A 21588-nucleotide genomic window follows, 5' to 3' on the forward strand; every position below is an offset into this window, starting at 1 on the left:
GATCCGGGGCAAATGGCCCGCCGGCCAGACCGTAGAATGGTCAACGGATGGGTTGACCAGGCGGCCGCGCGTCACGCAAGTGGCTCGAGGAACGTCCGGGCTCCGCAGGGCAGGGTGGTGGGTAACGCCCACTCGGGGTAACCCGCAGGCCAGTGCCACAGAGAACAGACCGCCCGGGGCGGCGCCGTGTTTGCACGGTACCGTGGCCGGGTAAGGGTGAAACGGTGGTGTAAGAGACCACCAGCTTCCCGGGTGACCGGGAAGGCTAGGTAAACCCCACCCGGAGCAAGGCCAGACAGGACACGTTTGAGGGCTGCCCGCCCGAGTGTCCGGGTAGGCTGCTGGAGGGCGTCGGCAACGGCGTTCGTAGATGGATGGCCGCTATTCCCGTGCCGGCAACGGCCCGGGACCACAGAACCCGGCGTATCGGTCAACCCATCCCACGACTTAGAGCAGGACAACGGCTGAGGGCCGGCACCATGCTGAAGTGGTCCCCGAAAGTTGGACTCACAATAAGGTGAGCTTATACGTAGCGGCCTCTTGAAGGGTTCTCGAGGAAGCCTTCGTTCCAGACGGGACGGAGCCTTCCTTCGCAATCAGCGCCCTAGGAAGTCAAGAGCAGCTCGGCGGGAATGGTAAAAACCCATGCCGACGTCCCTCATGAGGAAGTCTACGAATGTGGAAGGAGCGGCGGTTGAACGGTAATCCGGTGAGGTCCCACGGAGAAGCCGGAGCGCTGGTCTTCGGGCCTCTTTGAACCTAGAATTCGGGCACCGGTCAGCGGCGAACCAGGAGGATGAGCATGGAGGCTCTACTGTTTGGTTTAGTCGGGCTGGCAATGGGTCTATTTTGCTTAGCCATCTCCGGCCCCTTGGCCAAACTGGCGACGAACTGGAACATCTTCATTCGTCAAGATGCAGACGTTCTTGAGGCTTATAGAAGCATGAAGCTCCGCAAGATACGACTGGTCGCAAAGAGCTTCATGGTTCTTGGTGGCGTTTTTGTTATCGCGGGGCTTATAGGTTGGAGCCTTGGGAATCGTTAGCCAAGCAGCCGGGATTTGACGAACCTACTACCGTCTCTGCCCGCAATACCCGCCGGTCTGGACTATGCCGTCCTCCTAGCTAGGAGGGCCGTTGCCATGTTGGAAGCACGGTATGCCACAGGGCTTAGGCCCTCGAGCGTCGTTGAGATTCTTTCGGTGTTGTACCAGTGGATGTATTCGCTTAGCGCTGATGCCAGTGCGTCGGTGTTGAAGAATTGGACGCGGTGGAAGAGCTCTTCTTTGAGGTGTCCGAAGAAGTTCTCCATGACAGCGTTGTCGTAGCAGTTGGCTCTGCGGGACATGGATTGAATCGCGCCGGCGTTTTGCAGAAGTTCGCGCCAGGAGGGGGGTTGGTATTGGAACCCCTGATCGGAGTGCACGAGTGGTTTCTGATCGTCCTCAAGGGCAGCCAGGGCGCGCCGTAGCGAGGAGTTTGTAAGTTCCAGATTCGGCGAGATTCCGATGGCGTAGGAGATAATCGACCGGTCGAAGAGGTCCATCACCGCGGATAGGTAGAGTTTCCTGTCGCCCACGCTGAACTCGGTCACAACCGTCACCCACTTCTGGTTCGGTGCATCTGCTTGGAACTGGCGTTTCAACAGGTTCGGGGCAATTGCGCCTTGCTCGCCCTGATAGGAGTTGTAGCGCTTCTTTCGTCGAACCTTGCAGACCAGCCGCAGCGCACGCATCAGCTTCAGCACCGTCTTCTTCGCGACCGTCCATCCTCGTTTGATCAGCTCGATATGGACACGGCGGTGCCCGTATCGGGCGTGGCTCTTCTCAAAGATGCTCGTGACCGCGGCTTTGAGGTCTGCTTGCGGGTCAGGGGCGAGGAGTCGAGCTTGGTGGTAGAAGAACGTGGACCGAGGCAGCCCGGCAACGTCCAGAAGAACTTCCAACCGGTGTTCGGCCTTGAGAGCGATCACAGCGCTGACTTTTAGCGCTGTTCCTCGTCCCTCAAGGCGTTTACTTTTCCCAGGAAGGCCACCTCGGCCCGCAACCGCTCGTTCTCGCGGCGCAGCCGCTGCAGCTCCGACTCCGGCTCGTCCGGATCCTGCGGAGACGCGAATGGTCGTCCGGGTGGTTTAGGGCGTAAACCGTCTTCGCCGTCATTGCGGTATTTCCGTACCCACTTCTTGATCAGATCCGGTGAAGCGAGTTCGAGCTCCTGGGCCAGGGATATCTGGCTCTCCCCGGCCAGGAAACGACGGACCGCATCGAGTTTGAACTCAGACGTGAACTTCCGATGGGTTGATTTGGTCACTAGCGCCGCACCTCCGCGAAGTCTCCAACGGGTATGAATGCGGATGACAGCCTTCGAATCGACCCCGACCCTCGTCGCCGCTGCCTTCGCGCCCCACCCCGCCTCGAACAACGCTACAGCGGCCTCACGCTGTTCCTCAGATAAAGAACTACTCTCCTGCATAGAACTGCTCCCCGATAGAAGGACCGATTTCTCAGTCCAACTTTCGGGGAGCAGTTCATGCGGTGCCGGCCCTCAGCCGTTGGTGGAGGTGCAGGTCAGGCCTTGCGTTTGATCCAGCCCCACACTGCGGTGGCGACCAGGAGGACCAGGCCGATGATGGCCAACCACAGCAGGCCCTTCACCACGAAGCCAAGGATCGAGAGGATGAGCCAGATGACAAGAAGTGCAACGATGAGTCCCATGCCGCCATCCTAGGCCAGTGGTGCCGGGAAACCCTGGCAATCCGATGTGAGTGATTTCACCCTGTACCGGCCGGTAGGGGGAGGGGGTCCGCCCTAGAATGGAGCGTGAACGTAGAGGTTCAGCCATCGGGTCTGCGTTCGCAGCCGGTGGCTTTTTCTTTGCGGTCACGCGCTCGCCGGGGTGGACCGAATCCCCGCAGCGAGAAGGTTCCGGAGACCCGCCGGCGGCCGACTTCCGCACACGAGGACGTATGCGGTGGATTTTAGGAAGGTAGTTCTGTGAGCCAGACGTCAGATTCTTGTCTTGATACGTGGATGGGCCGGGAGGCGCTCGCCGAGGCCATGATTCCGGTGATCGGCCGGCTGTACCGCGAAAACAATGTGGTGACCTCCATTCACGGCCGGAGCCTGATCAACAAGTCCACCATGAACATCCTGAAGGCGCACCGCTTCGCCCGCCGGATGAGCAAAGAGGAACTCCGCCTCGAGGAGACCGCCCCGCTGCTGGACGCGCTCACCAAGCTGGACCTCGGCGCCGCGGCCATCGACATCGCCCGCCTGACCGAGAAGTACCGCGCCGAGGGCGACGGCGTCAGCCTGGATGAGTTCCTCCGCGAAGAACTCGCTGAGGTTGTCGGCAAGCGCGGCGGCGATGACCGCACCAGCACCGACGTCGTGCTCTACGGCTTTGGCCGCATCGGACGCCTCCTGGCCCGCCTCCTGATCGAGAAGGCCGGCGGCGGCCACGGCCTGCGCCTGCGCGCGATCGTGGTGCGCCGGGGCTCGGACAACGACCTCGCCAAGCGCGCCAGCCTGCTGCGGCGTGACTCCGTCCACGGCTCCTTCGAAGGCACCATCAAGGTTGACCTCGAGAACGACACCATCACCGCCAACGGTGTGCAGATCCAGGTCATCTACTCGGACAACCCCGCCACCGTCGACTACACCGCCTACGGCATCCACGACGCGCTGGTGGTCGACAACACCGGCCGCTGGCGCGACGCCGAGGGCCTCTCCCAGCACCTGCAGAGCAGGGGCGTGTCCCGGGTCCTGCTCACCGCACCGGGCAAGGGCGACCTGAAGAACATCGTGCACGGCATCAACCACGCCGCGATCACCGACGAGGACAAGATCGTCACCGCCGCGTCCTGCACCACTAACGCCATCACCCCGGTGCTGAAGGCCATCAATGACCGCTACGGCGTCATCCACGGCCACGTGGAGACCGTCCACTCCTTCACCAACGACCAGAACCTGATCGACAACTTCCACAAGGGCGACCGGCGCGGACGCTCCGCTGCGCTGAACATGGTCATCACCGAGACCGGTGCCGCCAAGGCCGTCGCCAAGGCCCTCCCCGAACTCCAGGGCAAGCTCACCGGCAACGCCATCCGCGTCCCCACCCCGGACGTCTCGATGGCCATCCTGAACCTGAACCTCGAGAACGGCACCACCAAGGACGAGGTCAACGACTACCTGCGCGAGATGTCGCTGCACTCCGAGCTGCGCAAGCAGATCGACTACATCGACTCGCCCGAGGTGGTCTCCACCGACTTCGTCGGCTCCCGCCGCGCCGGCATCGTGGACGGCCTCGCCACGATCTCCAACGACAAGAACCTCGTCCTCTACGTCTGGTACGACAACGAGTTCGGCTACAGCTGCCAGGTGGTCCGGGTCATGGAGGAAATGGCCGGGGTCAACCCGCCGTCGTTCCCCGCCAAGGACGCCGTCGCCACCCTTGAGGCCGCGGGCCTGCCCGTCGAGGTCGGCTAAGTCACCGACACGGAGCGCTTTCCCGGCCGGTTCTCTGGAAACGGCCGGGAAAGCGAACCACAATGGGAGCCATGGAACAGAACCAGGCTACGGAGCACGAAACCACCCTTGAACACGCCCTCGATGTGGCCCGGCGCAATGCCAAGGAAGCCAAGCGGCTCCTCGACGACGCCCGCGCCAAACGTGAAGCCGGAGAGATCGACGACGCCCGGGTCGCCCAGCTGGAGGCCCTGTCGAACCTCGCGGAGGAGGACCTCCGCCGCGTCACCCGCGAACAGTAGCCCCGCGGCCCCGCCCTTCTGGTAAGACCCTGACCCTCCCTCCACACTGTGCATAACCGCGGTCCGGGGCGGGCAGCGGCCTAGGCTTTTCCCGTGATGGAGAACCAGCACCCGGCAGCGGATCCCGCGGAGACCGCGTGAGCGTCACGTGGGCGCAGTACCGGAGGGCACGACGGCGGTCCCGCCAAGCGTGGATTGTCCTGGCGGCCGCCGCGCTGGCCTTTCTCCTGACGCTGGTCTGGTTCTTTGCCGACGGCCAGTTCCGCCTCGGCGGCGGGTTCTCCGACGGGCCTACGGACGCCCCGGTGCTGGCGGCGTGGATGAGTCCCGTCGCTGCGGTGCGGGCGGTGCCGGCGGGCCGGGTCGCGGACCTGCTGGAGTCGCTGCCGGTCAGGGCCCGGGATCCCGCCGCCAACTACGACCGGGCGGCGTTCGGACAGGCGTGGCTCGACGTCGACCGGAACGGCTGCGATACCCGTAACGACATCCTCCGGCGGGACCTCGCCGACGCCCGTTTTACGGACGGGTCCCGCTGCCGGGTCGGTTCCGGCAGTTTCCGGGAGCCCTATACCGGCCGGCAGACAGCCTTCCGGCGTGGGGCCGAGTCCAGCAAGGCCATCCAGATCGACCACGTCGTGGCGCTCGGCGACGCGTGGCAGACCGGCGCGCAGCAGCTCACGGCCCTGCAGCGCACACACCTCGCCAACGACCCGCTGAACCTGGTTGCTGCGGACGGCCCTGCCAACCAGGACAAAAGCTCCTCGGACGCCGCCGGCTGGCTCCCGCCCAACAAGGCCTTCCGCTGCCACTACGTCGCCCGCCAGGTCTCGGTGAAGGCGGCCTACGCCCTGTGGGTGACGGCGGCGGAAAAGGAGGCGATGCGGCGGGTGCTCGGAAGCTGCCCGGATCAATCGACCATCAGGCCAGGCTGAACTCCTGCCGGGCCAGTTCGGCTTCCAGCCGCTCGACGTCGTCCCGGTGGCAGAGCTCGGTGGCCGGGGTGGTGACCGTTGCGCTGCCCGCCGCGACGGCGGAGCGGAACGCGGCGGCGCTGTCCAGCCCTTGCGCCAGCCGCAGGACGAATGCCGCGAGGAAGCTGTCTCCGGCACCGACCGTGCTGCGGACCTCCACTTTCGGGACGGCCAGGCGCAGCGTGCCCGCCGTGGAGGCGAGCACCGCGCCGGCCGCGCCGAGGGTCAGGGCCACGTTCTCGGCGGAGCCGTCCGCCACCAGCGTGGCGGCGGCGTCGAGTTCTGCCTGCTCGTCCTTCAAAGTGGTCCCGAAGTGCAGGCCCAGCTCCCGCCGGCTGGGCTTGACCAGGAAGACGCCCTCGGCCAGGGCGGCGGCCAGAGCCGGACCGGAGGCGTCCACCACGCAGCGGGCGCCCTGCTCCCGGGCCAGGCGGGCGATCCGGGCGTAGAAGTCCTCGGGCACGCCGGGTGGCAGGCTGCCGCTGGCCACCACGTAGCCGCCGGGCTGGATGGAATCGGCCACCAGCCCCAGGCAGAGGCGCCATTCGGGTTCGCTGAGCTCGGGGCCCTGGAGGACGAAGCGGAATTGCTCGCCGGTGCCGGTCTCGTCCACGGTGAAATCCTGCCGGGTGCTGCCCTGGAGCGGGACCACCAGGGCGGGCAGCCGCTCGGCCTCGACCAGTCGGCGGTAGGCCTCGCCGGTTGGCCCACCGGCGGTGTAGATGGCGAGGGGCCGGCCGCCGAGGCGCTGGACCACGCGGGCCACGTTGATGCCGCCGCCGCCGGGATCCAGGCGGCTCGGGCCGCAGCGCAGCTTATGGCCGCTGGTGACGTGCTCCGTGGTGGTGCTGACGTCCAGGGCCGGGTTGATGGTGAGGGTCAGGATGGGCTTCGCCGGGGCGGGCAGAGTGGCTTCCATGCTGCCAAGCATAGGAGCGGCGGCCGCCGGTGTCCCGGGTCGTCGCCGGTTAGTGCCCGAAGGGGTCCGGGTCCACGCCGGGCATCCAGGTCAGGCCCGGGACGCCCCAGCCGCTCTTCTTGGCCTGCTTCATCGCCTTGCGGGAGTACCGGTCGATCAGGCGGTTGACGTACAGCTTGCCGTCGAGGTGGTCGTATTCGTGCTGCATCACCCGGGCGAACCAGCCCGTCGCCTCGAACTCGATCGGGTTGCCCTCGCCGTCGAAGCCCTGCACCCGGGCCCATTCGGCACGCTTGAGCGGGTAGTGGCCGCCCGGGAAGGACAGGCAGCCTTCCTCTTCCTCGTCCGGGTCCGGCAGCGCCCCGGAGACTTTGGAGAGCGTGAGGACGGGGTTGACCACGACGCCGGAGGGCGGCGCGCCGTCGTCGTTCTCGTACTTGTAGACGAAGAGGCGCTTGCCGACCCCCACCTGCGGGGCGGCCAGTCCGACGCCGTTGGCGGCGTCGTTGGTTTCGAACATGTCCGCGATCAGGGTCCGCAGCTCGTCGTCGAAGACCTCGACCTCGGCGGCCCGGCGGTGCAGCACGGGTTCGCCCCAGATGGTGATGGGCAGGACAGTCATGGCGCGGAGCTTCCTTTGGTGCGGGGGAGGGAGAGGTGCGGGGGAGGGGACGGGTCAGCCGGCGATGCCGCGGCCGACGACGTCCCGCATGATCTCGTTGGTGCCGCCGAAGATGGTCAGCAGGCGGGCGGCGAGGAAGGCCTGCGCCACCGGGTATTCCATGATGTAGCCGTAGCCGCCGTGCAGCTGCAGGCAGCGGTCCGTGACGGACTTCGCCCGCTCGGAGGCCCACAGCTTCACCCGGGCGGCGGAGGACGCGTCGAGTTCCCCGGCGTTGAACACGGTGATGGCCCGGTCCACGTAGGACTCGGTGACCTCGACCTCGGTGAGGATGTCGGCGAGCTCGAAGCGGCTGTTCTGGAAATCGATGATCCGCTCGCCGAAGGCGTTGCGGTCCTTCGTGTACCGCACGGTCGCCTCGTACACGGCGCGGGCGACGGCGGAACCGGCGACGGCGATGCCCAGCCGGCCCTGCGGCAGCTGCCCGGCGCAGTACCGCAGCCCCTGGCCCTCCTCGCCGACGAGGTCGGCGTGCGGGACCCGGACATTGTCGAAGAAGAGCTCGGCGGTGTCGGAGGCCTTCAGGCCCATCTTGTCGAGCTGGTTTCCGGTGGTGTAACCCTCGCCCTTGCGGACCATGAAGAGCGAGAAGGACTCGGCGCCGCCGCGGCCGCTCCCGCCGTCGGTGCGGGCGAGGACCAGGGCGGCGTCGCCGGAGATGCCGTTTCCGATGAACGTCTTCTGGCCGGTGATCAGCCAGTCATCGCCGTCGCGGACGGCCTTCGTGCGGACGCCGCGGAGGTCGGAGCCCGCGCCCGGCTCGGTCCAGGCCACGGAGGTGACGGTCTCGCCGGAAACCATGCCGGGCAGCCAGCGCTGCTTCAAATCCTCCGAGCCGTAGGCCAGCAGATGCGGCAGGACCATGTCGTCGTGCAGGTGGAAGGCCAGGCCCACGGCGAGGTGGTTGCTCTTGGCGAATTCCTCATCCAGCACGGCGCGGAACCGGTAGTCGGTCATGCCGAGGCCGCCGAACTCCTCGGGGACGGCGAGCCCCAGCAGGCCCTGTTCCCCGGCGGCGGTCCACAGCTCCCGCGGCATCATGTGGTCCCGGTCCCACTGCGCGTAATGCGGGGCCACGGAACGGACGTTGAACTCGGCCGCCATTTCGCGGAACATCTCATGGTCTTCTTCGAAGAGCTGGCGCCTCATCGCGGTTCCTTCCATGCGTTTTCGGGACAAACAGCAAAGGCCGCACCGGATATCCGGTGCGGCCTTTGGCAAGGTCGGACAATCGTGCCGTCCTCGGTGAGGGTGAGCGACGGGGGTTGAACCCGCGACCTCCTGGACCACAACCAGGCGCTCTGCCAACTGAGCTACGCCCACCATGTGCCTGTCAGTCGAACCGGCGAACCGGCCTTCCGGAAAGGCAACGACAAATAGCTTACCTGCTTCGCGGGGGTGCTTTTGCCAGTTTCGGCGATTTCATCGAAAAAAGGCCAAAACGTGAGGCAGATTACTCTGCCCGGGCACCCGCGGGGGACTCGGCCGGGGCGCCTCCGGGGTTCCCGGCGTCGTCCGCGGCGTCCGTCGGCGCGCTGCCGGGGGCGGCGCCCGAGGTGGCCATGACGTCCTTGGCGATGCGCTGGGCGGTGGAGCTGTCCGGGCCGGGCGCCGGCACGAAGACGGCCTGCCGGTAGTAGCGGAGCTCGTCGATGGAGTCCTTGATGTCGCCGAGGGCGCGGTGGCCGCCGAGCTTGGCGGGGGACTGGAAGTAAGCGCGGGCGTACCAGCGGCGGGAGAGTTCCTTGATGGTGCTGACGTCGATCACCCGGTAGTGCAGGTGCTCAACCAGGTCCGGCATGTCCCGGACCAGGAAGACGCGGTCGGTGCCCACCGAGTTGCCGCCGAGCGGTGCTTTCTTCGGGTCCGGCACCCACTTCTTGATGTAGGCCAGCACCATTTCCTGCGCCTCGGCCATGGTCTTGCCGTGCGGGAGTTCCTCCAGCAGTCCGGAGCGGGTGTGCATGTCGCGCACGAAGTCGTTCATCTGGGCCAGGGCGGCGTCGTCCGGTTTGATGACGACGTCGACGCCGTCGCCGAGGATATTCAGTTCCGAGTCGGTCACCAGGGCCGCCACCTCGATCAGGGCGTCATTCTTGGTGTCCAGGCCGGTCATTTCGCAGTCGATCCACACGATGCGTTCATTAGATATAGGCACGCGCCCAGCCTACCGTTCCGCCGCCCCGGAGGGGCCCGGTGCTACGATTTTGGCAACGCGGCCGTCGGAATTTTTCCTCCGTGCGGCGTGCCCCTGACCGGCTTTCAGGCCACGAGTGGGCTCCACCAGCACTCGACAGATTGGACACCCCTGAGATGACGGCGCCTGTACCTGCGGCGGGGAAGACGGCTGCCGGTACGTCCCGGACATCCTCCGGGGCACCGTCAGCGGCGGCCCCGGCCGACGTGGACAACGCACGCTCACCCATCCTCTCCGGATTCCTGGGCTCGCTGTTCATGTTCGTCGGTTCCCTCGGCGTCGGCTGGCTGGCGCCGGTCTCCGAACTGCGCCGGCTGCCGCTCTTCATCTGGATGCGCACCGAGGCCGTGGGCGTCGGCATGTGCATCGTGCTGCTGGCGGTCGGCGGGATGCTGCTGGTGCGGGCGTGGCTGCGGCTGGGCCAGCGGGTCCGGCACTGGGGCGCCGGTGCGCGGAAGGCGACCATGACCGCCGTCGTCGCGTGGGGCCTGCCGATGATGTTCTCCGTGCCGCTCTTCAGCCGCGACGTCTATGCCTACATCGGCCAGGGCCGGCTGATGGTCGAGGGCTTCAACCCCTACGAGAACGGCATCTCCGCGCTCTCCAACTACTTCCAGCTCGGCGCGGACAAGATGTGGACCGAGGCGCCGGTGCCCTACGGCCAGCTATTCCTCTGGATTGAGCAGTTCGTCGTGTGGTCCACCAACGTCCAGCCGGAGGCCAGCATCATGCTGTTCCGGCTGGCCGCACTCGTGGGGATCGTGCTCTGCATCATCTATGTCCCGAAGCTCGCGGAACTGCACGGGGTCAACCCGCACCGCGCCCTGTGGCTGACCGCCGCCAACCCGCTGTTCCTGACCAACTTCATCGCCAGCGTCCACAACGACGCGCTGATGATCGGCCTGGCCCTCGCCGGCCTCTACTACTGCGCCACCAAGCGGGTGCTGGTGGGTCTGGTCCTGGTGACGCTCTCGATTGCGGTCAAGCCGATCACGATCGTCTTCCTGCCCTTCATCGGGCTGCTGTGGGCCGGCAAGAACGCCGGGTGGCCGCGGAAGTTCGTGTTCTGGGCCCTGACCGCCGGGATCAGCGTGGGCCTGCTCTACGCCATGAGCGCCGTCAACGGCTTCGGCTTCGGCTGGATCAACGGCCTGTCCGCCCCCGGCAGCATCTGGATCTGGTACGCCCCGGTGGGCCTGGTCGGGCTGATCGTCGCCTCCATTTCCAACGCCTTCGGCCTCGACGGCTGGGGCCTGGCCAAGTACGTGTACGACGCCGGTAAGGTCCTGGCGCTGGGGATCGTGGCCTGGCAGATTTTCCGCGGCGACTACGACCGGCTGATGCGCCGCCTGACCCTGGCCTTCGCCGCCGTCGTGTTCCTCGCCCCGATGATCCAGTCCTGGTACGTGGTGTGGCTGATCCCGCTCTTCGCCGTCACCGGTATCCGCGACGACTGGCAGGTCAAGGCCCTGTACTTCATGGTCTCGTTCTTCATGGTCTACGCGATCTCCGACCAGCTGGAGGTCTTCCCGTACCTGCAGAGCCAGGACCTGGGCCTGGCGCTGGCCCTGGCCCGCAACGCCGCCGCGATCATCGCCCTGCTGTTTGCGCTGTACCTGATCTTCCTGGACCCCAAGACCAAGCAGCTGTTCAGCAAGCCGGACGAACCGGTCACCAGCCGGCCCGTCATCTGAGGCGGGTCACCTGCGGCCCCTCCTCCAAGGGTGCGGCTGGTCCCAGCTTCCTTAACGCCTCGCGGCGGGAGAGCGGGCTCAACCCGTCCCCGGCGCGGTCGACGAAGCCCCGGACCCAGTCCGGATCCGTCGTGGAGAAGTCCCGCAAGGCCCAGCCGATGGCCTTACGGATGAAGAATTCACGGTCGCCGAGGTTGGCCGTGATCACGTCCGCCAGCAACGCCCGGTCCGTGGCGCCCTTGGCTCCCAGCTGGGCGGTGATGGAAGCACGGCGGATCCAGAGGTCCGGGTCCTGGCTCCACCGGCGCAGCACCGACGCCATCGTTCCGGGGTGGGCCAGCAGCAGACCGCCCAGGCGGTGCGCCAGGGAATCGACCAAGTCCCACCAGGCACCGTCGCGGATGATCTCCTCGTACAGGGGAAGCATGGCGAGCTCGTCCCGGGCCAGCCGCAAGCCGGTGAGTTCGATGGCCGCGAGCCGTTCCTCCCGCCAGCGTGCCTCGCGCCACAGCCCGGTGACGGCGGCGGTGAGTTCAGACAGCGACTGCGGCGGCAACCGCCGGGCGGCATTCCTGACGATGGCCCGGACCTCCGGGACCCGGACGCCCAGGGATGGCATCTCCGACTTCAGATACCGCTGGGCCGCCGCCCCGCGAACCGGATCCGCCGCGACGTGCAGGGCAGTGCGGATGGTGGTGACGAGGCCTTCGGACATGCGGCAACTGTAGGGCAGTCCGGCCGGTCTGCGCTCCTGCCGTTCCTCCGGCTTGGCGTTTCCTCCGGCCTAGCGGTCGCGGGTGCCCTTGCCGGCCAGACGGGTGCGCTGGCGGTGCGCGGTCAGCCGGAGCTGGATGATGCGGGCGGCCCCGGCGATGGCTACCAGCACCCCGCCGCCGACGGCGGCGATGAACAGCGCCACCCCCAGCGGGACGGCTCCCGCCAGTCCGAAGTACTTGACCTGGACGTAGTCCTGGTTCTGCAGGATGAAGACGATCAGCAGGATCAGCACCACAAGGGCGACGGCGACGACGGTCCACACCATCCCGGCGCGGGTCACCTGGCGGGGCTCGTGCGTGGGCGCGGGTGCTGCCGTGGTGGCGGGGGCAGGTTCCGGCGTGGGAACCTCCGCGGGCGTCCGGGCGGGGGAGGACGTGGCCGCCGGGGCGTCCTCCCGGGGGAGTCCGGTGGTTGCGTGCTCCGGTGCCGCCGGGGTGTCGGCCTGGTCGTAGGAGTCGAATCCGCGGGGTGTCTGCGTCATGGCTGCCTTACTTTCGGTTATGGGCCGGGGCCCTGCCTCCATCTCTGGACTCAATACTAAGCCTGCTTATGGCTTAGGCGGGAGACGGCGCTCCGGAAGCTGAGGCAGGGGGCCCGGGAAGCGGCGGGAGCTTAAACGGAAGGGCCCCGGTCACGGATAGTCCGTGACCGGGGCCATGCAGGCGCCCCAGGAGGGAATCGAACCCCCGACCGGCGGATTAGAAGGCCGCTGCTCTATCCCCTGAGCTACTGGGGCACTCGCGTGCCCATCGGCCGGAGCCGGCACGCCTCAAGAAGTTTACCGTGCCACCGCGGCCCGTTTTCCACATAGCCCCGGTACGGACTGCCGTGCGCCGGACCCCGGTTGCAGAGTGGGAAGGACCAGCCAGCCTTCCCATGAGACAGGACATACCAATGAATGACAGCATCACCATTCGGGGCTTCGTCGCCACGGAGATCAAGAGTTCGACGACGCCCGGCGGCGTCGCCACCGCGTCCTTCCGGCTAGGTTCCACCGGACGGCGCTTCGACCGGGCGGCCAACGCCTGGGTGGACGGGACCACCAACTGGTTCACCGTGCAGGGCTACCGCCAGCTGGCCGGCAACATGGCCTGCAGTATCCGGAAAGGGCAGCCCGTCATCGTTGCCGGCAGGCTCAAGATCCGCACCTGGGAGTCGGAGGGCCGCATCCACCACGCCGTGGACATCGATGCCGACGCCATCGGTCACGACCTGTCGTGGGGCGCCGCCAACTTCACCCGCAATACCGGCGGGCAGCAGCAGCAGTCGGACGGGGCGGACCAGGGCGGGACTCCGGGAGCCGCCGGGCAGGGGAGCGCCGGCGACGGCGGAGCCGACGCCGCGGAGGAGTTGCCCGACTTCGACGAGGAAACCGGAGAGGTGAAGGAGGACGCCGCCTGAGGGCCTCGTTTCCCGGCCAGTGCCAGCAGGCTGCCGGCACCGCCGACCAGAGGGGCTCGGACAAGAGCGGTGGAGGCGGTGACGGCGATGTCCGGACCGGTGCCGGTGGCAGAATGGCCGGGTGACCCGGCCCAGACTCCTTCCCCGCGCCCTGTTCCCGACGTCCGCCACCCTGGCCGGCATCGTAGTGGCAATGGCCCTCGCCGGATGCTCCGGGTCGGGCGATACGGTCGCCCCCGCGCCGGAAGCATCCACCGCCGTCGGGACCGCGACCGCGACGGCCACGCCCGCCGCCCCCTCCGCGCCCACGCCCACGGCTCCTTCGGTGGCGGGCGGCTCGGCGGCCACGCAACCCGAGGATGCGGCCAAAGTGCGCGACGCGCTCGCCGGCCTCGCCGCTGAGTCGGTGCCGGGGACGGACAGCGTGCGGGCGGCCCTGGTCCGGGCCGGTTACGCTCCCGGGGCCATCGAGGTCACCGCCAGCCGGACCCCCACGGGCCTGGACGCCGACGCTGTGGAAGCGTCCGTCCGGCAGGGCGGGGACTGCGTCGTCGCCCAGATCCGGGGGCGGTCCGTCACCGCCACCGTCCTGCCGGCCCTCGCCGACGGCCGCTGCCTCGCGGGCCCGGCCGCCTGACCGGTCTCCCGGTATGGGCAGCACGGAACCTGTCGCCTCGGAATGTGAGTTATCAGCGCCGAACCACTAGATTTGAGAGTATGGCGGAATTTATCTACACAATGACCAAGGCCCGTAAGGCCGTTGGCGAAAAACTCATCCTCGACGACGTGAGTATGTCCTTCTTCCCCGGTGCCAAGATCGGTGTTGTCGGCCCGAACGGCGCCGGTAAGTCCACCATCCTCAAGATCATGGCCGGCCTGGACACTCCCTCGAACGGCGAGGCCCGGCTGAGCCCCGGCTACACCGTCGGCATCCTGCTGCAGGAGCCGCCGCTGAACGAGGAAAAGACCGTCCTCGGCAACGTCCAGGAGGGCGTGGGCGAGATCTACGGCAAGATCCAGCGCTTCAACGAGATCTCCGAAGAGATGGCCAATCCGGACGCCGACTACGACGCCCTGCTTGAAGAGATGGGCCAGCTTCAGGAAGCGATCGACGCCGCCGACGCCTGGGACCTCGACTCCCAGCTGGAGCAGGCCATGGACGCGCTGCGCTGCCCGCCGGCCGACGCCGACGTCACCGTGCTCTCAGGTGGTGAGCGTCGCCGCGTCGCCCTCTGCAAGCTCCTGCTGCAGAAGCCCGACCTGCTGCTCCTCGACGAGCCCACCAACCACCTCGACGCCGAGAGCGTGCTCTGGCTCGAACAGCACCTCTCCTCGTACCCCGGCGCCGTCCTGGCCGTCACCCACGACCGGTACTTCCTGGACCACGTGGCCGAATGGATCGCCGAAGTGGACCGCGGCCACCTCTACCCCTACGAGGGCAACTACTCGACCTACCTCGAGAAGAAGCGTGCCCGCCTGGAAATCCAGGGCAAGAAGGACGCCAAGCAGGCCAAGCGCCTCGCCGAGGAACTCGAGTGGGTGCGCTCCAACGCCAAGGGCCGCCAGACCAAGTCCAAGGCCCGTCTGGCCCGCTATGAGGAAATGGCTGCCGAGGCAGACCGGACCCGCAAGCTCGACTTCGAAGAGATCCAGATCCCGCCGGGACCGCGACTGGGCGGACTGGTCCTGGAGGCGAAGAACCTGCAGAAGGGCTTCGAGGACCGGATGCTGATCGACGGCCTGTCGTTCTCGCTGCCGCGCAACGGCATCGTGGGCGTCATCGGCCCCAACGGCGTCGGCAAGACCACCCTGTTCAAGACCATCGTCGGCCTGGAGCCGCTCGACGGCGGCGAACTGAAGGTCGGCGACTCGGTGAAGATCTCCTACGCGGACCAGAGCCGCGGCGGTATCGACCCGAACAAGACCCTGTGGGAGGTTGTCTCCGACGGACTCGACTTCATCCAGGTCGGCCAGGTCGAAATGCCGTCCCGCGCCTACGTCGCCGCCTTCGGCTTCAAGGGCCCGGATCAGCAGAAGAAGGCCGGCGTCCTCTCCGGCGGTGAGCGCAACCGACTGAACCTCGCGCTGACCCTCAAGCAGGGCGGAAACCTGCTGCTCCTCGACGAACCGACCAACGACCTCGACGTCGAAACCCTCAGCAGCCTCGAGAACGCCCTGCTGGAATTCCCCGGCTGCGCCGTCGTCGTCTCGCACGACCGCTGGTTCCTCGACCGGGTGGCCACCCACATCCTCGCCTACGAAGGTGACGAGGAGAACCCCTCCAAGTGGTACTGGTTCGAGGGCAACTTCGAATCCTACGAGGAGAACAAGGTGGAGCGCCTCGGCCCCGACGCGGCCAAGCCGCACCGGGTCACCCACCGCCGCCTGACCCGCGACTAGTTCCGCGGCCGGCCCGCCAACGCAAAAGCCCGGCGCGCCCCCGAGAGGGGGTGCGCCGGGCTTATGCGTTAAAGGCGTTCGCCGTTACCGGGGCGCCGGTTCCGTGGGCACCCGGATCATGCCCTCCTGCGCCACGGTGGCGACGTGCCGGCCGTCGCGGCTGAAGATCTTCCCGGTCGCCAGGCCCCGGGCGCCCTGGGCGCTGGGGGATTCCTGCACGTACAGCAGCCATTCGTCCACCCGCACGGGCCGGTGCCACCACATGGCGTGGTCCAGGCTCGCCACGGACATCCCCGGCGTAATCCAGCTCAAGCCGTGCCGCCGCAGGACCGACTCCAGGAGGGTGTAGTCGCTGGCGTAGGCCAGCGCGGCGCGGTGCAGGCCGGGATCGTCCGGCATCGGTCCAAAGGTCCGCATCCACACGGCGTTGCGGGCCTCCTTGGGCCCCTCGGCCGAGACATACAGGGCAGGGTCCACGTGGCGGATGTCGAAGGGCCGCTCATAGGCCCAGTGCCGGGCCACCGGGTGGTCGAACTTGCCCAGCAGGTCGGCCGTGCTCGGCAGCGACTCCGGGTCCGGGATTCCCTCCGGCATCTGCGTCTGGTGCTCGATGCCCTCATCCTCGTCCTGGAAAGAGGCGATCATCGACAGGATCGGCTTGCCGTCCTGGTATGCGTGGACCCGGCGGGCCGAGAAGGAGCGCCCGTCGCGGAGCCGCTGGACGCCGAAAGTGATCGGCTGGTTCGCGTCGCCCGGCCGCAGGAAATACCCGTGCATCGAGTGCACGCCCCGGCCCTCGGGAACCGTCCGGCTGCCAGCCACCAGCGACTGCGCCAGCACCTGGCCGCCGAACACCCGCTGCCGGGGCTGCTTTTGCGACGGGCCCAGGAAAATGTCCTCGTCCGTCCGGGCGCCCTGAAGTTCGCCCAGGTCCAGGAGCTGGATGAGCGAGGTGGTCGGGTCCTCCGGGGGTGCGGCCTGCACTGCGGCTTCGGCTTCAGTCATGGTTTGACTTTAGACGGCGGCTTGGCCGGGCTCCAAAGAGGCTCAGCCGGTAAAGTCGGGAATGTGTCTGATGTCCTCACCGAGTCCCTGCAGTTCTCCGATCCCCGCGACCTTGCCGACCTGCGCACCTTCGCCACCAGGGCCAAGGCGGTGGACGACGGCGGCATCCGCCTCAGCGCCGACGGCACCGTCCTGGCCGCCTACGTCTGCCTCCTACGGCCGCGGCTCTTGGGCGAGGGAACGCCGACTATCCTGGGCCTGCGCACGATGGCTCTGGCCGCGCCCGCCCGGCTGGACGTGACCGTGCCCCTCGCGGCGGTGCTGGACCGCCTGGCCCGCTCGGGGCCCGACGACGTCGACCTTCCCGTCCCGCCGATGACCCTGCGGGAATCCTGGGCCGGCGTCGGAGCACCCCGCGGCGGCTGGGAACCGGCAGGCACCGTCCCCGACGCAGAACTGCGGCGGGCGGCTGAGGAGGGGATCAGGGAGATCGCCGGCATCATCCCGGACAAACCCGGTGCCCTGATCGTCAACAACGCCCGCGCCACCGTCTGGGGCCGGCCGCTGCCGGCGGCGCACTGGTTGCCCGCGGGGGCGGCCTTCGCGGCGCTGACCCTGGGGTTCCTGGCCGAGGGGGAGCAGTCCGTCTTCCGCGCCGACACGTGGTTCCGGCTCAGCAGCCCCCGCGGCCACGTGCTGGTCCGCGCAGGGTCCGGCCTCTAGCGGCCCCCGCGACGAAGCCCTATCCTTCCGTGACGGCGGCGAGGGCTACCGGAGTGTCCTGACCCTCCCAGGTGCCGACCAGGGCGCGGGCTGCCGGCGGGACAGCGGGGTCGAGCCGCCGGTAGACCAAAATTTCCAGCGCACCGGCGCGGATCACGGTCCCCTCCGCGGCGTCGCTGGCCGTGATGTCGCCGACCTCCGGAACCGATGTACCCGCGGTTCCCGTGCCGTGCACGGTGACCGATTCGGGGAGAACCTTTTGCCCGCCGTCGACCTGCAGGACATGCTGTGCCTGCGGCGTGCCGGCCAGGATGGCAGCGGCCAGGGCACGGACGTAGGTCGGGTCCGCGCACGCGTCGTAGACCCAGCGGCTGCCCAGGACGGAGTGTTCCATGGTGCCGACAAGGTGATCGTCGGCGCCGGGCAGGGGAGCGCCCCGGTAGCTGAGCGGCACCTGGAACACGGCGCCGCCGGAATGCACCAGGATGGTCTCGAGACCCACCTCCCCCTCCGGGTCGTCGAAGCGGAAGTGCCCGGCCTTCTCCGGGGCGGACCCGGTGTCCGGGAACCAGGACCGGCCGGGGAGCCAGCGCTCGAGGAGTTCCATCTTGGAGGGGGTCAACGTTGCCTGATGAATGATCGCCATGACCGCCAGCCTAGACCCGGGGGCGCCGGGAAGTGCTCGTAAGCGGGCCCGGTACGGGTGGGGACGCAGCTCAGAAGGTCAGCACGTTCAGTTCCGACGCCGGCACGAAACCGAGCCGCGCGTAAAAGCTTCGAGACTCCGACGACGGAGAGAGGAGCATCCGGACCGCGTTGATCTCCCGCGAATAGGTCAGGGCGGCCTCCACCAGCTGCGCCCCGATGCCGGCGTTCCTGCGGTCCGGAAGCACATAGACGTTCCCCAGGTACACCCAGCGTGAGATGTCCTTGCCTGGCTTGGGCATGCGTTCGAACACCATGAGGTTCAGCATGCCCACGGGAACGCCGTTGTGCTCGGCGAGGAAGAAGGTCCGCGGATTGGCCTCCAGCCACCGCTTGAGCACGGCGACGAACTCTTCCGGGTCTACGGTCGTGCCGTCGGCGGCGGGTGCCTGTTCGGCCGTCCAGGTGGCCCGCAGCGCGGCGAGGGCGGGCAGGTCGCCGTCGACCGTTTCGCGAATGGTGATCATGGCTCCAGCCTAGGCGGAGGGGACCCCTTGCGCGGTCATACCCGGGTGGGTATTATAAATTTCAGAAAGACCCCGGAGGCATCCCCCCAAGTGCCTCCGGGGTCTTTCTCTGTGTGCCGGCCGGCAAGCGGCGCAACCCGCCTAGGCTCCGGACGGGCTGTTGACCATGGAGAGGGCGGCCCGCTCCATGTAGTCCCACAGGGTTCCCTCGTAGAGCGGCGGGAGCTCCAGGGCATCGACGGCGGTGCGCATGTGCCGGAGCCAGGCGTCCTTGGCCTCCGGGGTCACGCGGAACGGCTGGTGCCGCATCCGGAGCCGGGGGTGGCCGCGTTCCTCGCCGTAGGTGGTGGGACCTCCCCAGTACTGCTCCAGGAACATGAGGAAGCGGCGCTTCGCCGGCGCGAGGTCCTCCTCCGGGTACATGGGCCGCAGCAGCGGGTCGGTGGCGACGCCGTCGTAGAACACGTCGATGAGCTTGACGAACGTCTCGTGCCCGCCGACAGCGTCGTAGAAGTTGTCGGTGTAGCCGGGCTTGCTGAAGGGGTCGTTCTGCATCAGCTGCCGGGGCTGGCGGGGATCTCCGCCGAGGGGGATGGTCATTACTCTCCGGCTTTCTGCTGGGGTGCTGCCTCGGCGGCACCGGCCTGGTCGGCCTCGTCGGCGGGCGGGGTGTAGGTGCCCTGGGAGCGGTTGCCCACACGGAGGATCTCGCCGTTGCGCAGGTACCAGATGGTGCCGTCGTCGGCGCGGACCCGGGTGATGCGCAGGCCCATCGACTCCACCGTGCCCACCACCTCGGAGGTTTCGATGACGTCGCCGATGCCGTACTGGTCCTCGATGGTGATGAAGATCCCGGCCAGGAAGTCGCGGATGAGCTGCTGGGCGCCGAAGCCGATCGCGACACCCAGGATGCCGACGCTGGTCAGCAGCGGCGCGATATTGACGTCAAGATACTGCAGCACGTACATCGCGGTGATCACGACGACGAGGACGCTCACCACACTGGTCAGCAGCGCGCCGATGGTGCGGGCCCGCTGCTCCCGGCGCTGGTGGTCCAGCGCGCGCAGGGCGGGGGCAACCCAGCGGAACCGCGGCTTCTTGAAGAAGGTGCTGCCCGCGGCGACGCGCTTGGTGATCCCGGAAATCACGAAGGACGCCACCAGCCAGACGAGGACGCCCACCCCGATGCTGATCAGGGCTCCGGGCACGTTGATTGCGGAGACATCGAGCGGTGTCAGGGGTTCGGGGGTGGTCAAGCTCAAGATCAAGTGGTACTGCTCCTTCGGCACGCCCGCGTTCGCCGGCCGCATAAGACTCTGTTCACTGTCCAGACTAGCGCCGTAGCGTGGCCCCATGCGCATCCTCGTCCTCGGTGGCACCGCCTTCCTCTCTGCCGAAATCGCCCGGCAGGCAGTAGCCGCCGGCCACGACGTCATGTGCCTGGCCCGTGGATCCCGGACCGCGCCGCCGGAGGGTGCCAGCTGGCTCAAGGCGGACCGCTCGCAGGGTCCGGCTGCCTACGCCGGGGCCGTCCAGGCGGGGGAGTGGGACGCCGTCGTCGACGTGGCCCGCGACCGCGGGCAGGCGGAGGATGCCCTCGTGGCGCTCGCCGGCCGCGCACGGCACTGGACCTTCGTCTCCAGCTGTTCGGTCTACGCGGACCCCTCGGTCCCCGGCACGGCGGAGGACGCCGTCGTGCTGCCGCCGCTGCCCGCCGGGACGCCGGCGACCATGGAGAACTACGGTGCCGCGAAGTCCGCGATTGAACACCTGACCCTGGAACTGGCCGGGGACAAGGCGCACCTGTGCCGGCCGGGCCTGATCGGCGGGCCCGGGGACGAATCGGACCGTTACGGGTACTGGCCGGCCCGCTTCGCCCGACACCCGGGACCCGTCCTCGTCCCGGACACCCCGGCAGCATTGACCCAGATCATCGACGTCCGGGACCTGGCCGCCTGGGTGCTGACCGCGGCGGAGCGGGGCGTTACCGGGCCGCTGAACGCGGTCGGCGATCCCGTGCCGTTCGCCGAATACCTCGATGAATCACGGCGTCTCGACGGGGGAGCCGCGGAGATCGTGGCCGCGCCGCCCGACTGGCTCGCCGCGCGCGGGGTGAACTATTGGGCGGGTCCGGACTCACTGCCGCTGTGGCTGCCGCCGGGCCACGAGGGATTCACCACCCGCAGCAACGCCGCGGCGGTTGCGGCCGGACTCCGGTTGCGGCCGTGGACCCGGACGCTGGCGGACAGTCTCGACGACGAGCGGCGCCGGGGGCTGGACCGGGAACGCAAGGCCGGACTCAATCCGGACACCGAGCGCCGGCTGCTGGGGGAATGGCGGGACGCGACGGACCCGGTTGGCGCCGCAGGCTAATCGCCGCCCGAGGCTGGGAGGCGCCGAACCGTCAGCCGGAGGACGCCTCGTGCCGGACCGGGAAGTTGACGCTGCGGGCGATGAAGCAGAGTGAGTTGGCCTCGTGGTGCATCTCCGCCAAGGTTTCCGGGGCCACCGGTTCCTTCGTGGCCACCACCGGACGCAGCGTGACCGACTCGAACTGGCCGCTGCCGTCCCGGTTGGTCCGCATCAGCCCCTCGGCCCGGTCCCGGTAGCCGGTGACCACCACGCCATGCTTCACCGCCACGTGCAGGAAAGAGAGCATGTGGCACTGGCTTAGCGCGGCCAGGAGCAGTTGCTCGGGGTTGTACCGGCCGGGGTCGCCGCGGAACGTCGGGTCCGCCGAGCCCTTGAGGACCGGCAGGCCGGGAATCTCGATGTCGTGGTCCCGGCTGTAGGCCCGGTAGCCGGACGTCCCCTCGCCGAGGTTGCCCGTCCAGGTGACCGTCAGGGCGTAGTTGTGCTCGTCCAGGCTCATGCCGCCAG

25 protein-coding genes, 2 tRNA genes and 1 other RNA gene are annotated in these 21588 nt (G+C 68.0%); 11 read left to right on the forward strand and 17 right to left on the reverse strand.

The window, feature by feature from the left end; genetic code table 11:
• Positions 1-48: 48 nt before the first annotated feature.
• Together rnpB and AB0O44_RS05220 are read left to right on the forward strand one after the other, a co-directional pair.
• An RNA gene (gene rnpB / locus AB0O44_RS05215) (RNase P RNA component class A) lies at positions 49-442 on the forward strand.
• 360 nt (positions 443-802) lie between these two features.
• Positions 803-1045, forward strand: a complete 243-nt coding sequence (locus AB0O44_RS05220; protein ID WP_364135094.1) for a hypothetical protein — start codon at positions 803-805, stop codon at positions 1043-1045.
• Positions 1046-1107: 62 nt separating this feature from the next.
• Here AB0O44_RS05220 and AB0O44_RS05225 read toward each other — a convergent pair whose 3' ends face one another.
• From AB0O44_RS05225 to AB0O44_RS05235, 3 genes are all read right to left on the reverse strand, one after another.
• Positions 1108-1971: an IS3 family transposase gene (locus AB0O44_RS05225; protein ID WP_364135097.1), complete on the reverse strand. Its 864-nt coding sequence runs from the start codon at positions 1969-1971 to the stop codon at positions 1108-1110.
• A gap of 11 nt (positions 1972-1982) precedes the next feature.
• Positions 1983-2309 carry a helix-turn-helix domain-containing protein gene (locus AB0O44_RS05230; RefSeq protein WP_364135099.1) on the reverse strand — a complete coding sequence of 109 codons (327 nt, stop codon included), beginning with the start codon at positions 2307-2309 and terminating at the stop codon, positions 1983-1985.
• A 257-nt stretch (positions 2310-2566) separates the two neighbouring features.
• The gene (locus AB0O44_RS05235) at positions 2567-2713 is read right to left on the reverse strand and encodes a hypothetical protein (protein WP_290257580.1); all 147 of its coding nucleotides are present in this window, start codon (positions 2711-2713) and stop codon (positions 2567-2569) included.
• A 279-nt stretch (positions 2714-2992) separates the two neighbouring features.
• Between AB0O44_RS05235 and AB0O44_RS05240 the strand changes: the two genes are divergently transcribed.
• The 3 genes from AB0O44_RS05240 to AB0O44_RS05250 all read left to right on the forward strand — a co-directional run bounded on the left by AB0O44_RS05240 (position 2993) and on the right by AB0O44_RS05250 (position 5699).
• The gene (locus AB0O44_RS05240) at positions 2993-4486 is read left to right on the forward strand and encodes a glyceraldehyde-3-phosphate dehydrogenase (RefSeq protein WP_364135102.1); all 1494 of its coding nucleotides are present in this window, start codon (positions 2993-2995) and stop codon (positions 4484-4486) included.
• Between the two features lie 71 nt (positions 4487-4557).
• A complete protein-coding gene (locus tag AB0O44_RS05245; RefSeq protein WP_290257583.1) occupies positions 4558-4767 on the forward strand; it encodes a hypothetical protein in 210 nt (69 codons plus the stop codon).
• Positions 4768-4904: 137 nt separating this feature from the next.
• Positions 4905-5699: an HNH endonuclease family protein gene (locus tag AB0O44_RS05250; protein WP_364135105.1), complete on the forward strand. Its 795-nt coding sequence runs from the start codon at positions 4905-4907 to the stop codon at positions 5697-5699.
• Here AB0O44_RS05250 and AB0O44_RS05255 read toward each other — a convergent pair.
• The 5 genes from AB0O44_RS05255 to orn form a co-directional block, all read right to left on the reverse strand.
• Complete coding sequence (locus AB0O44_RS05255; protein WP_364135108.1) at positions 5686-6657, reverse strand: 1-phosphofructokinase family hexose kinase; 972 nt, start codon at positions 6655-6657, stop codon at positions 5686-5688. The two genes, AB0O44_RS05250 and AB0O44_RS05255, sit on opposite strands and share 14 nt — an antisense overlap.
• A 49-nt stretch (positions 6658-6706) precedes the next feature.
• Positions 6707-7279, reverse strand: a complete 573-nt coding sequence (gene def, locus AB0O44_RS05260; RefSeq protein WP_364135111.1) for a peptide deformylase — start codon at positions 7277-7279, stop codon at positions 6707-6709.
• 54 nt (positions 7280-7333) lie between these two features.
• Positions 7334-8488, reverse strand: a complete 1155-nt coding sequence (locus AB0O44_RS05265; RefSeq protein ID WP_364135114.1) for an acyl-CoA dehydrogenase family protein — start codon at positions 8486-8488, stop codon at positions 7334-7336.
• A gap of 101 nt (positions 8489-8589) precedes the next feature.
• Positions 8590-8662, reverse strand: a tRNA-His gene (locus AB0O44_RS05270).
• A gap of 130 nt (positions 8663-8792) precedes the next feature.
• Positions 8793-9497 carry an oligoribonuclease gene (gene orn, locus AB0O44_RS05275; RefSeq protein WP_364135117.1) on the reverse strand — a complete coding sequence of 235 codons (705 nt, stop codon included), beginning with the start codon at positions 9495-9497 and terminating at the stop codon, positions 8793-8795.
• A gap of 155 nt (positions 9498-9652) precedes the next feature.
• Here orn and mptB point away from each other — a divergent pair, with 155 nt between their 5' ends.
• On the forward strand, positions 9653-11230 hold the full coding sequence (mptB, locus tag AB0O44_RS05280) for a polyprenol phosphomannose-dependent alpha 1,6 mannosyltransferase MptB (RefSeq protein ID WP_364135120.1): 1578 nt from the start codon (positions 9653-9655) through the stop codon (positions 11228-11230).
• On the opposite strand, the gene AB0O44_RS05285 is transcribed toward mptB, so the two are convergent.
• From AB0O44_RS05285 to AB0O44_RS05295, 3 genes are all read right to left on the reverse strand, one after another.
• On the reverse strand, positions 11223-11945 hold the full coding sequence (locus AB0O44_RS05285; RefSeq protein ID WP_364135123.1) for a DNA alkylation repair protein: 723 nt from the start codon (positions 11943-11945) through the stop codon (positions 11223-11225). The two genes, mptB and AB0O44_RS05285, sit on opposite strands and share 8 nt — an antisense overlap.
• Before the next feature lie 69 nt (positions 11946-12014).
• The gene (locus AB0O44_RS05290; protein ID WP_364135126.1) at positions 12015-12488 is read right to left on the reverse strand and encodes a lipopolysaccharide assembly protein LapA domain-containing protein; all 474 of its coding nucleotides are present in this window, start codon (positions 12486-12488) and stop codon (positions 12015-12017) included.
• A gap of 182 nt (positions 12489-12670) precedes the next feature.
• Positions 12671-12743 (reverse strand) — tRNA-Arg (locus AB0O44_RS05295).
• Between the two features lie 158 nt (positions 12744-12901).
• On the opposite strand from AB0O44_RS05295, the gene AB0O44_RS05300 reads away from it, so the two are divergent.
• The 3 genes from AB0O44_RS05300 (at position 12902) to ettA (ending at position 15808) form a co-directional block, all read left to right on the forward strand.
• Entirely contained in the window at positions 12902-13408 is a 507-nt protein-coding gene (locus AB0O44_RS05300; protein WP_364135129.1) for a single-stranded DNA-binding protein, read from the forward strand.
• A gap of 121 nt (positions 13409-13529) precedes the next feature.
• Positions 13530-14045 (forward strand): hypothetical protein, encoded by a 516-nt coding sequence (locus tag AB0O44_RS05305; protein WP_364135132.1) that lies wholly within the window; start codon positions 13530-13532, stop codon positions 14043-14045.
• An 80-nt stretch (positions 14046-14125) separates the two neighbouring features.
• A complete protein-coding gene (gene ettA, locus AB0O44_RS05310; protein WP_290257595.1) occupies positions 14126-15808 on the forward strand; it encodes an energy-dependent translational throttle protein EttA in 1683 nt (560 codons plus the stop codon).
• An 84-nt stretch (positions 15809-15892) separates the two neighbouring features.
• Here the strand turns inward: ettA and tesB are convergent, their stop codons facing one another.
• Complete coding sequence (tesB, locus tag AB0O44_RS05315) at positions 15893-16813, reverse strand: acyl-CoA thioesterase II (RefSeq protein WP_290257596.1); 921 nt, start codon at positions 16811-16813, stop codon at positions 15893-15895.
• Positions 16814-16876: 63 nt separating this feature from the next.
• On the opposite strand from tesB, the gene AB0O44_RS05320 reads away from it, so the two are divergent.
• On the forward strand, positions 16877-17536 hold the full coding sequence (locus tag AB0O44_RS05320; protein WP_364135137.1) for a hypothetical protein: 660 nt from the start codon (positions 16877-16879) through the stop codon (positions 17534-17536).
• 19 nt (positions 17537-17555) lie between these two features.
• Here the strand turns inward: AB0O44_RS05320 and AB0O44_RS05325 are convergent, their stop codons facing one another.
• The 4 genes from AB0O44_RS05325 to AB0O44_RS05340 all read right to left on the reverse strand — a co-directional run bounded on the left by AB0O44_RS05325 (position 17556) and on the right by AB0O44_RS05340 (position 19973).
• Positions 17556-18182 carry a hypothetical protein gene (locus AB0O44_RS05325; protein ID WP_364135140.1) on the reverse strand — a complete coding sequence of 209 codons (627 nt, stop codon included), beginning with the start codon at positions 18180-18182 and terminating at the stop codon, positions 17556-17558.
• A gap of 70 nt (positions 18183-18252) precedes the next feature.
• A complete protein-coding gene (locus tag AB0O44_RS05330) occupies positions 18253-18708 on the reverse strand; it encodes a GNAT family N-acetyltransferase (RefSeq protein ID WP_364135143.1) in 456 nt (151 codons plus the stop codon).
• 141 nt (positions 18709-18849) lie between these two features.
• Complete coding sequence (locus tag AB0O44_RS05335; RefSeq protein ID WP_364135146.1) at positions 18850-19308, reverse strand: globin; 459 nt, start codon at positions 19306-19308, stop codon at positions 18850-18852.
• Positions 19308-19973, reverse strand: coding sequence for a mechanosensitive ion channel domain-containing protein (locus AB0O44_RS05340; protein WP_290257880.1), 666 nt, complete (start codon positions 19971-19973; stop codon positions 19308-19310). The genes AB0O44_RS05335 and AB0O44_RS05340 overlap by 1 nt, the downstream gene beginning before the upstream one ends.
• Before the next feature lie 88 nt (positions 19974-20061).
• On the opposite strand from AB0O44_RS05340, the gene AB0O44_RS05345 reads away from it, so the two are divergent.
• On the forward strand, positions 20062-21081 hold the full coding sequence (locus tag AB0O44_RS05345; RefSeq protein ID WP_364135149.1) for an NAD-dependent epimerase/dehydratase family protein: 1020 nt from the start codon (positions 20062-20064) through the stop codon (positions 21079-21081).
• Between the two features lie 31 nt (positions 21082-21112).
• Here AB0O44_RS05345 and AB0O44_RS05350 read toward each other — a convergent pair whose 3' ends face one another.
• The gene (locus tag AB0O44_RS05350; protein WP_364135152.1) at positions 21113-21580 is read right to left on the reverse strand and encodes an OsmC family protein; all 468 of its coding nucleotides are present in this window, start codon (positions 21578-21580) and stop codon (positions 21113-21115) included.
• Between the last annotated feature and the right edge of the window lie 8 nt (positions 21581-21588).

The organism is Arthrobacter sp. NPDC080082, assembly GCF_040686595.1.
GTDB lineage: Bacteria > Actinomycetota > Actinomycetes > Actinomycetales > Micrococcaceae > Arthrobacter.

Bases quoted from the DNA above. Each gene is read 5' to 3' on its own strand.
- ettA (WP_290257595.1), top strand. From the start codon at position 14,126: ATGGCGGAATTTATCTACACAATGACCAAGGCCCGTAAGGCCGTTGGC.
- AB0O44_RS05235 (WP_290257580.1), bottom strand. From the start codon at position 2,713: ATGGGACTCATCGTTGCACTTCTTGTCATCTGGCTCATCCTCTCGATC.
- mptB (WP_364135120.1), top strand. From the start codon at position 9,653: ATGACGGCGCCTGTACCTGCGGCGGGGAAGACGGCTGCCGGTACGTCC.
- AB0O44_RS05255 (WP_364135108.1), bottom strand. From the start codon at position 6,657: ATGGAAGCCACTCTGCCCGCCCCGGCGAAGCCCATCCTGACCCTCACC.
- AB0O44_RS05325 (WP_364135140.1), bottom strand. From the start codon at position 18,182: ATGGCGATCATTCATCAGGCAACGTTGACCCCCTCCAAGATGGAACTC.
- tesB (WP_290257596.1), bottom strand. From the start codon at position 16,813: ATGACTGAAGCCGAAGCCGCAGTGCAGGCCGCACCCCCGGAGGACCCG.
- AB0O44_RS05300 (WP_364135129.1), top strand. From the start codon at position 12,902: ATGAATGACAGCATCACCATTCGGGGCTTCGTCGCCACGGAGATCAAG.
- AB0O44_RS05350 (WP_364135152.1), bottom strand. From the start codon at position 21,580: ATGAGCCTGGACGAGCACAACTACGCCCTGACGGTCACCTGGACGGGC.
- AB0O44_RS05265 (WP_364135114.1), bottom strand. From the start codon at position 8,488: ATGAGGCGCCAGCTCTTCGAAGAAGACCATGAGATGTTCCGCGAAATG.
- AB0O44_RS05285 (WP_364135123.1), bottom strand. From the start codon at position 11,945: ATGTCCGAAGGCCTCGTCACCACCATCCGCACTGCCCTGCACGTCGCG.
- AB0O44_RS05330 (WP_364135143.1), bottom strand. From the start codon at position 18,708: ATGATCACCATTCGCGAAACGGTCGACGGCGACCTGCCCGCCCTCGCC.
- AB0O44_RS05345 (WP_364135149.1), top strand. From the start codon at position 20,062: ATGCGCATCCTCGTCCTCGGTGGCACCGCCTTCCTCTCTGCCGAAATC.
- AB0O44_RS05220 (WP_364135094.1), top strand. From the start codon at position 803: ATGGAGGCTCTACTGTTTGGTTTAGTCGGGCTGGCAATGGGTCTATTT.
- AB0O44_RS05290 (WP_364135126.1), bottom strand. From the start codon at position 12,488: ATGACGCAGACACCCCGCGGATTCGACTCCTACGACCAGGCCGACACC.
- AB0O44_RS05335 (WP_364135146.1), bottom strand. From the start codon at position 19,308: ATGACCATCCCCCTCGGCGGAGATCCCCGCCAGCCCCGGCAGCTGATG.
- AB0O44_RS05245 (WP_290257583.1), top strand. From the start codon at position 4,558: ATGGAACAGAACCAGGCTACGGAGCACGAAACCACCCTTGAACACGCC.
- def (WP_364135111.1), bottom strand. From the start codon at position 7,279: ATGACTGTCCTGCCCATCACCATCTGGGGCGAACCCGTGCTGCACCGC.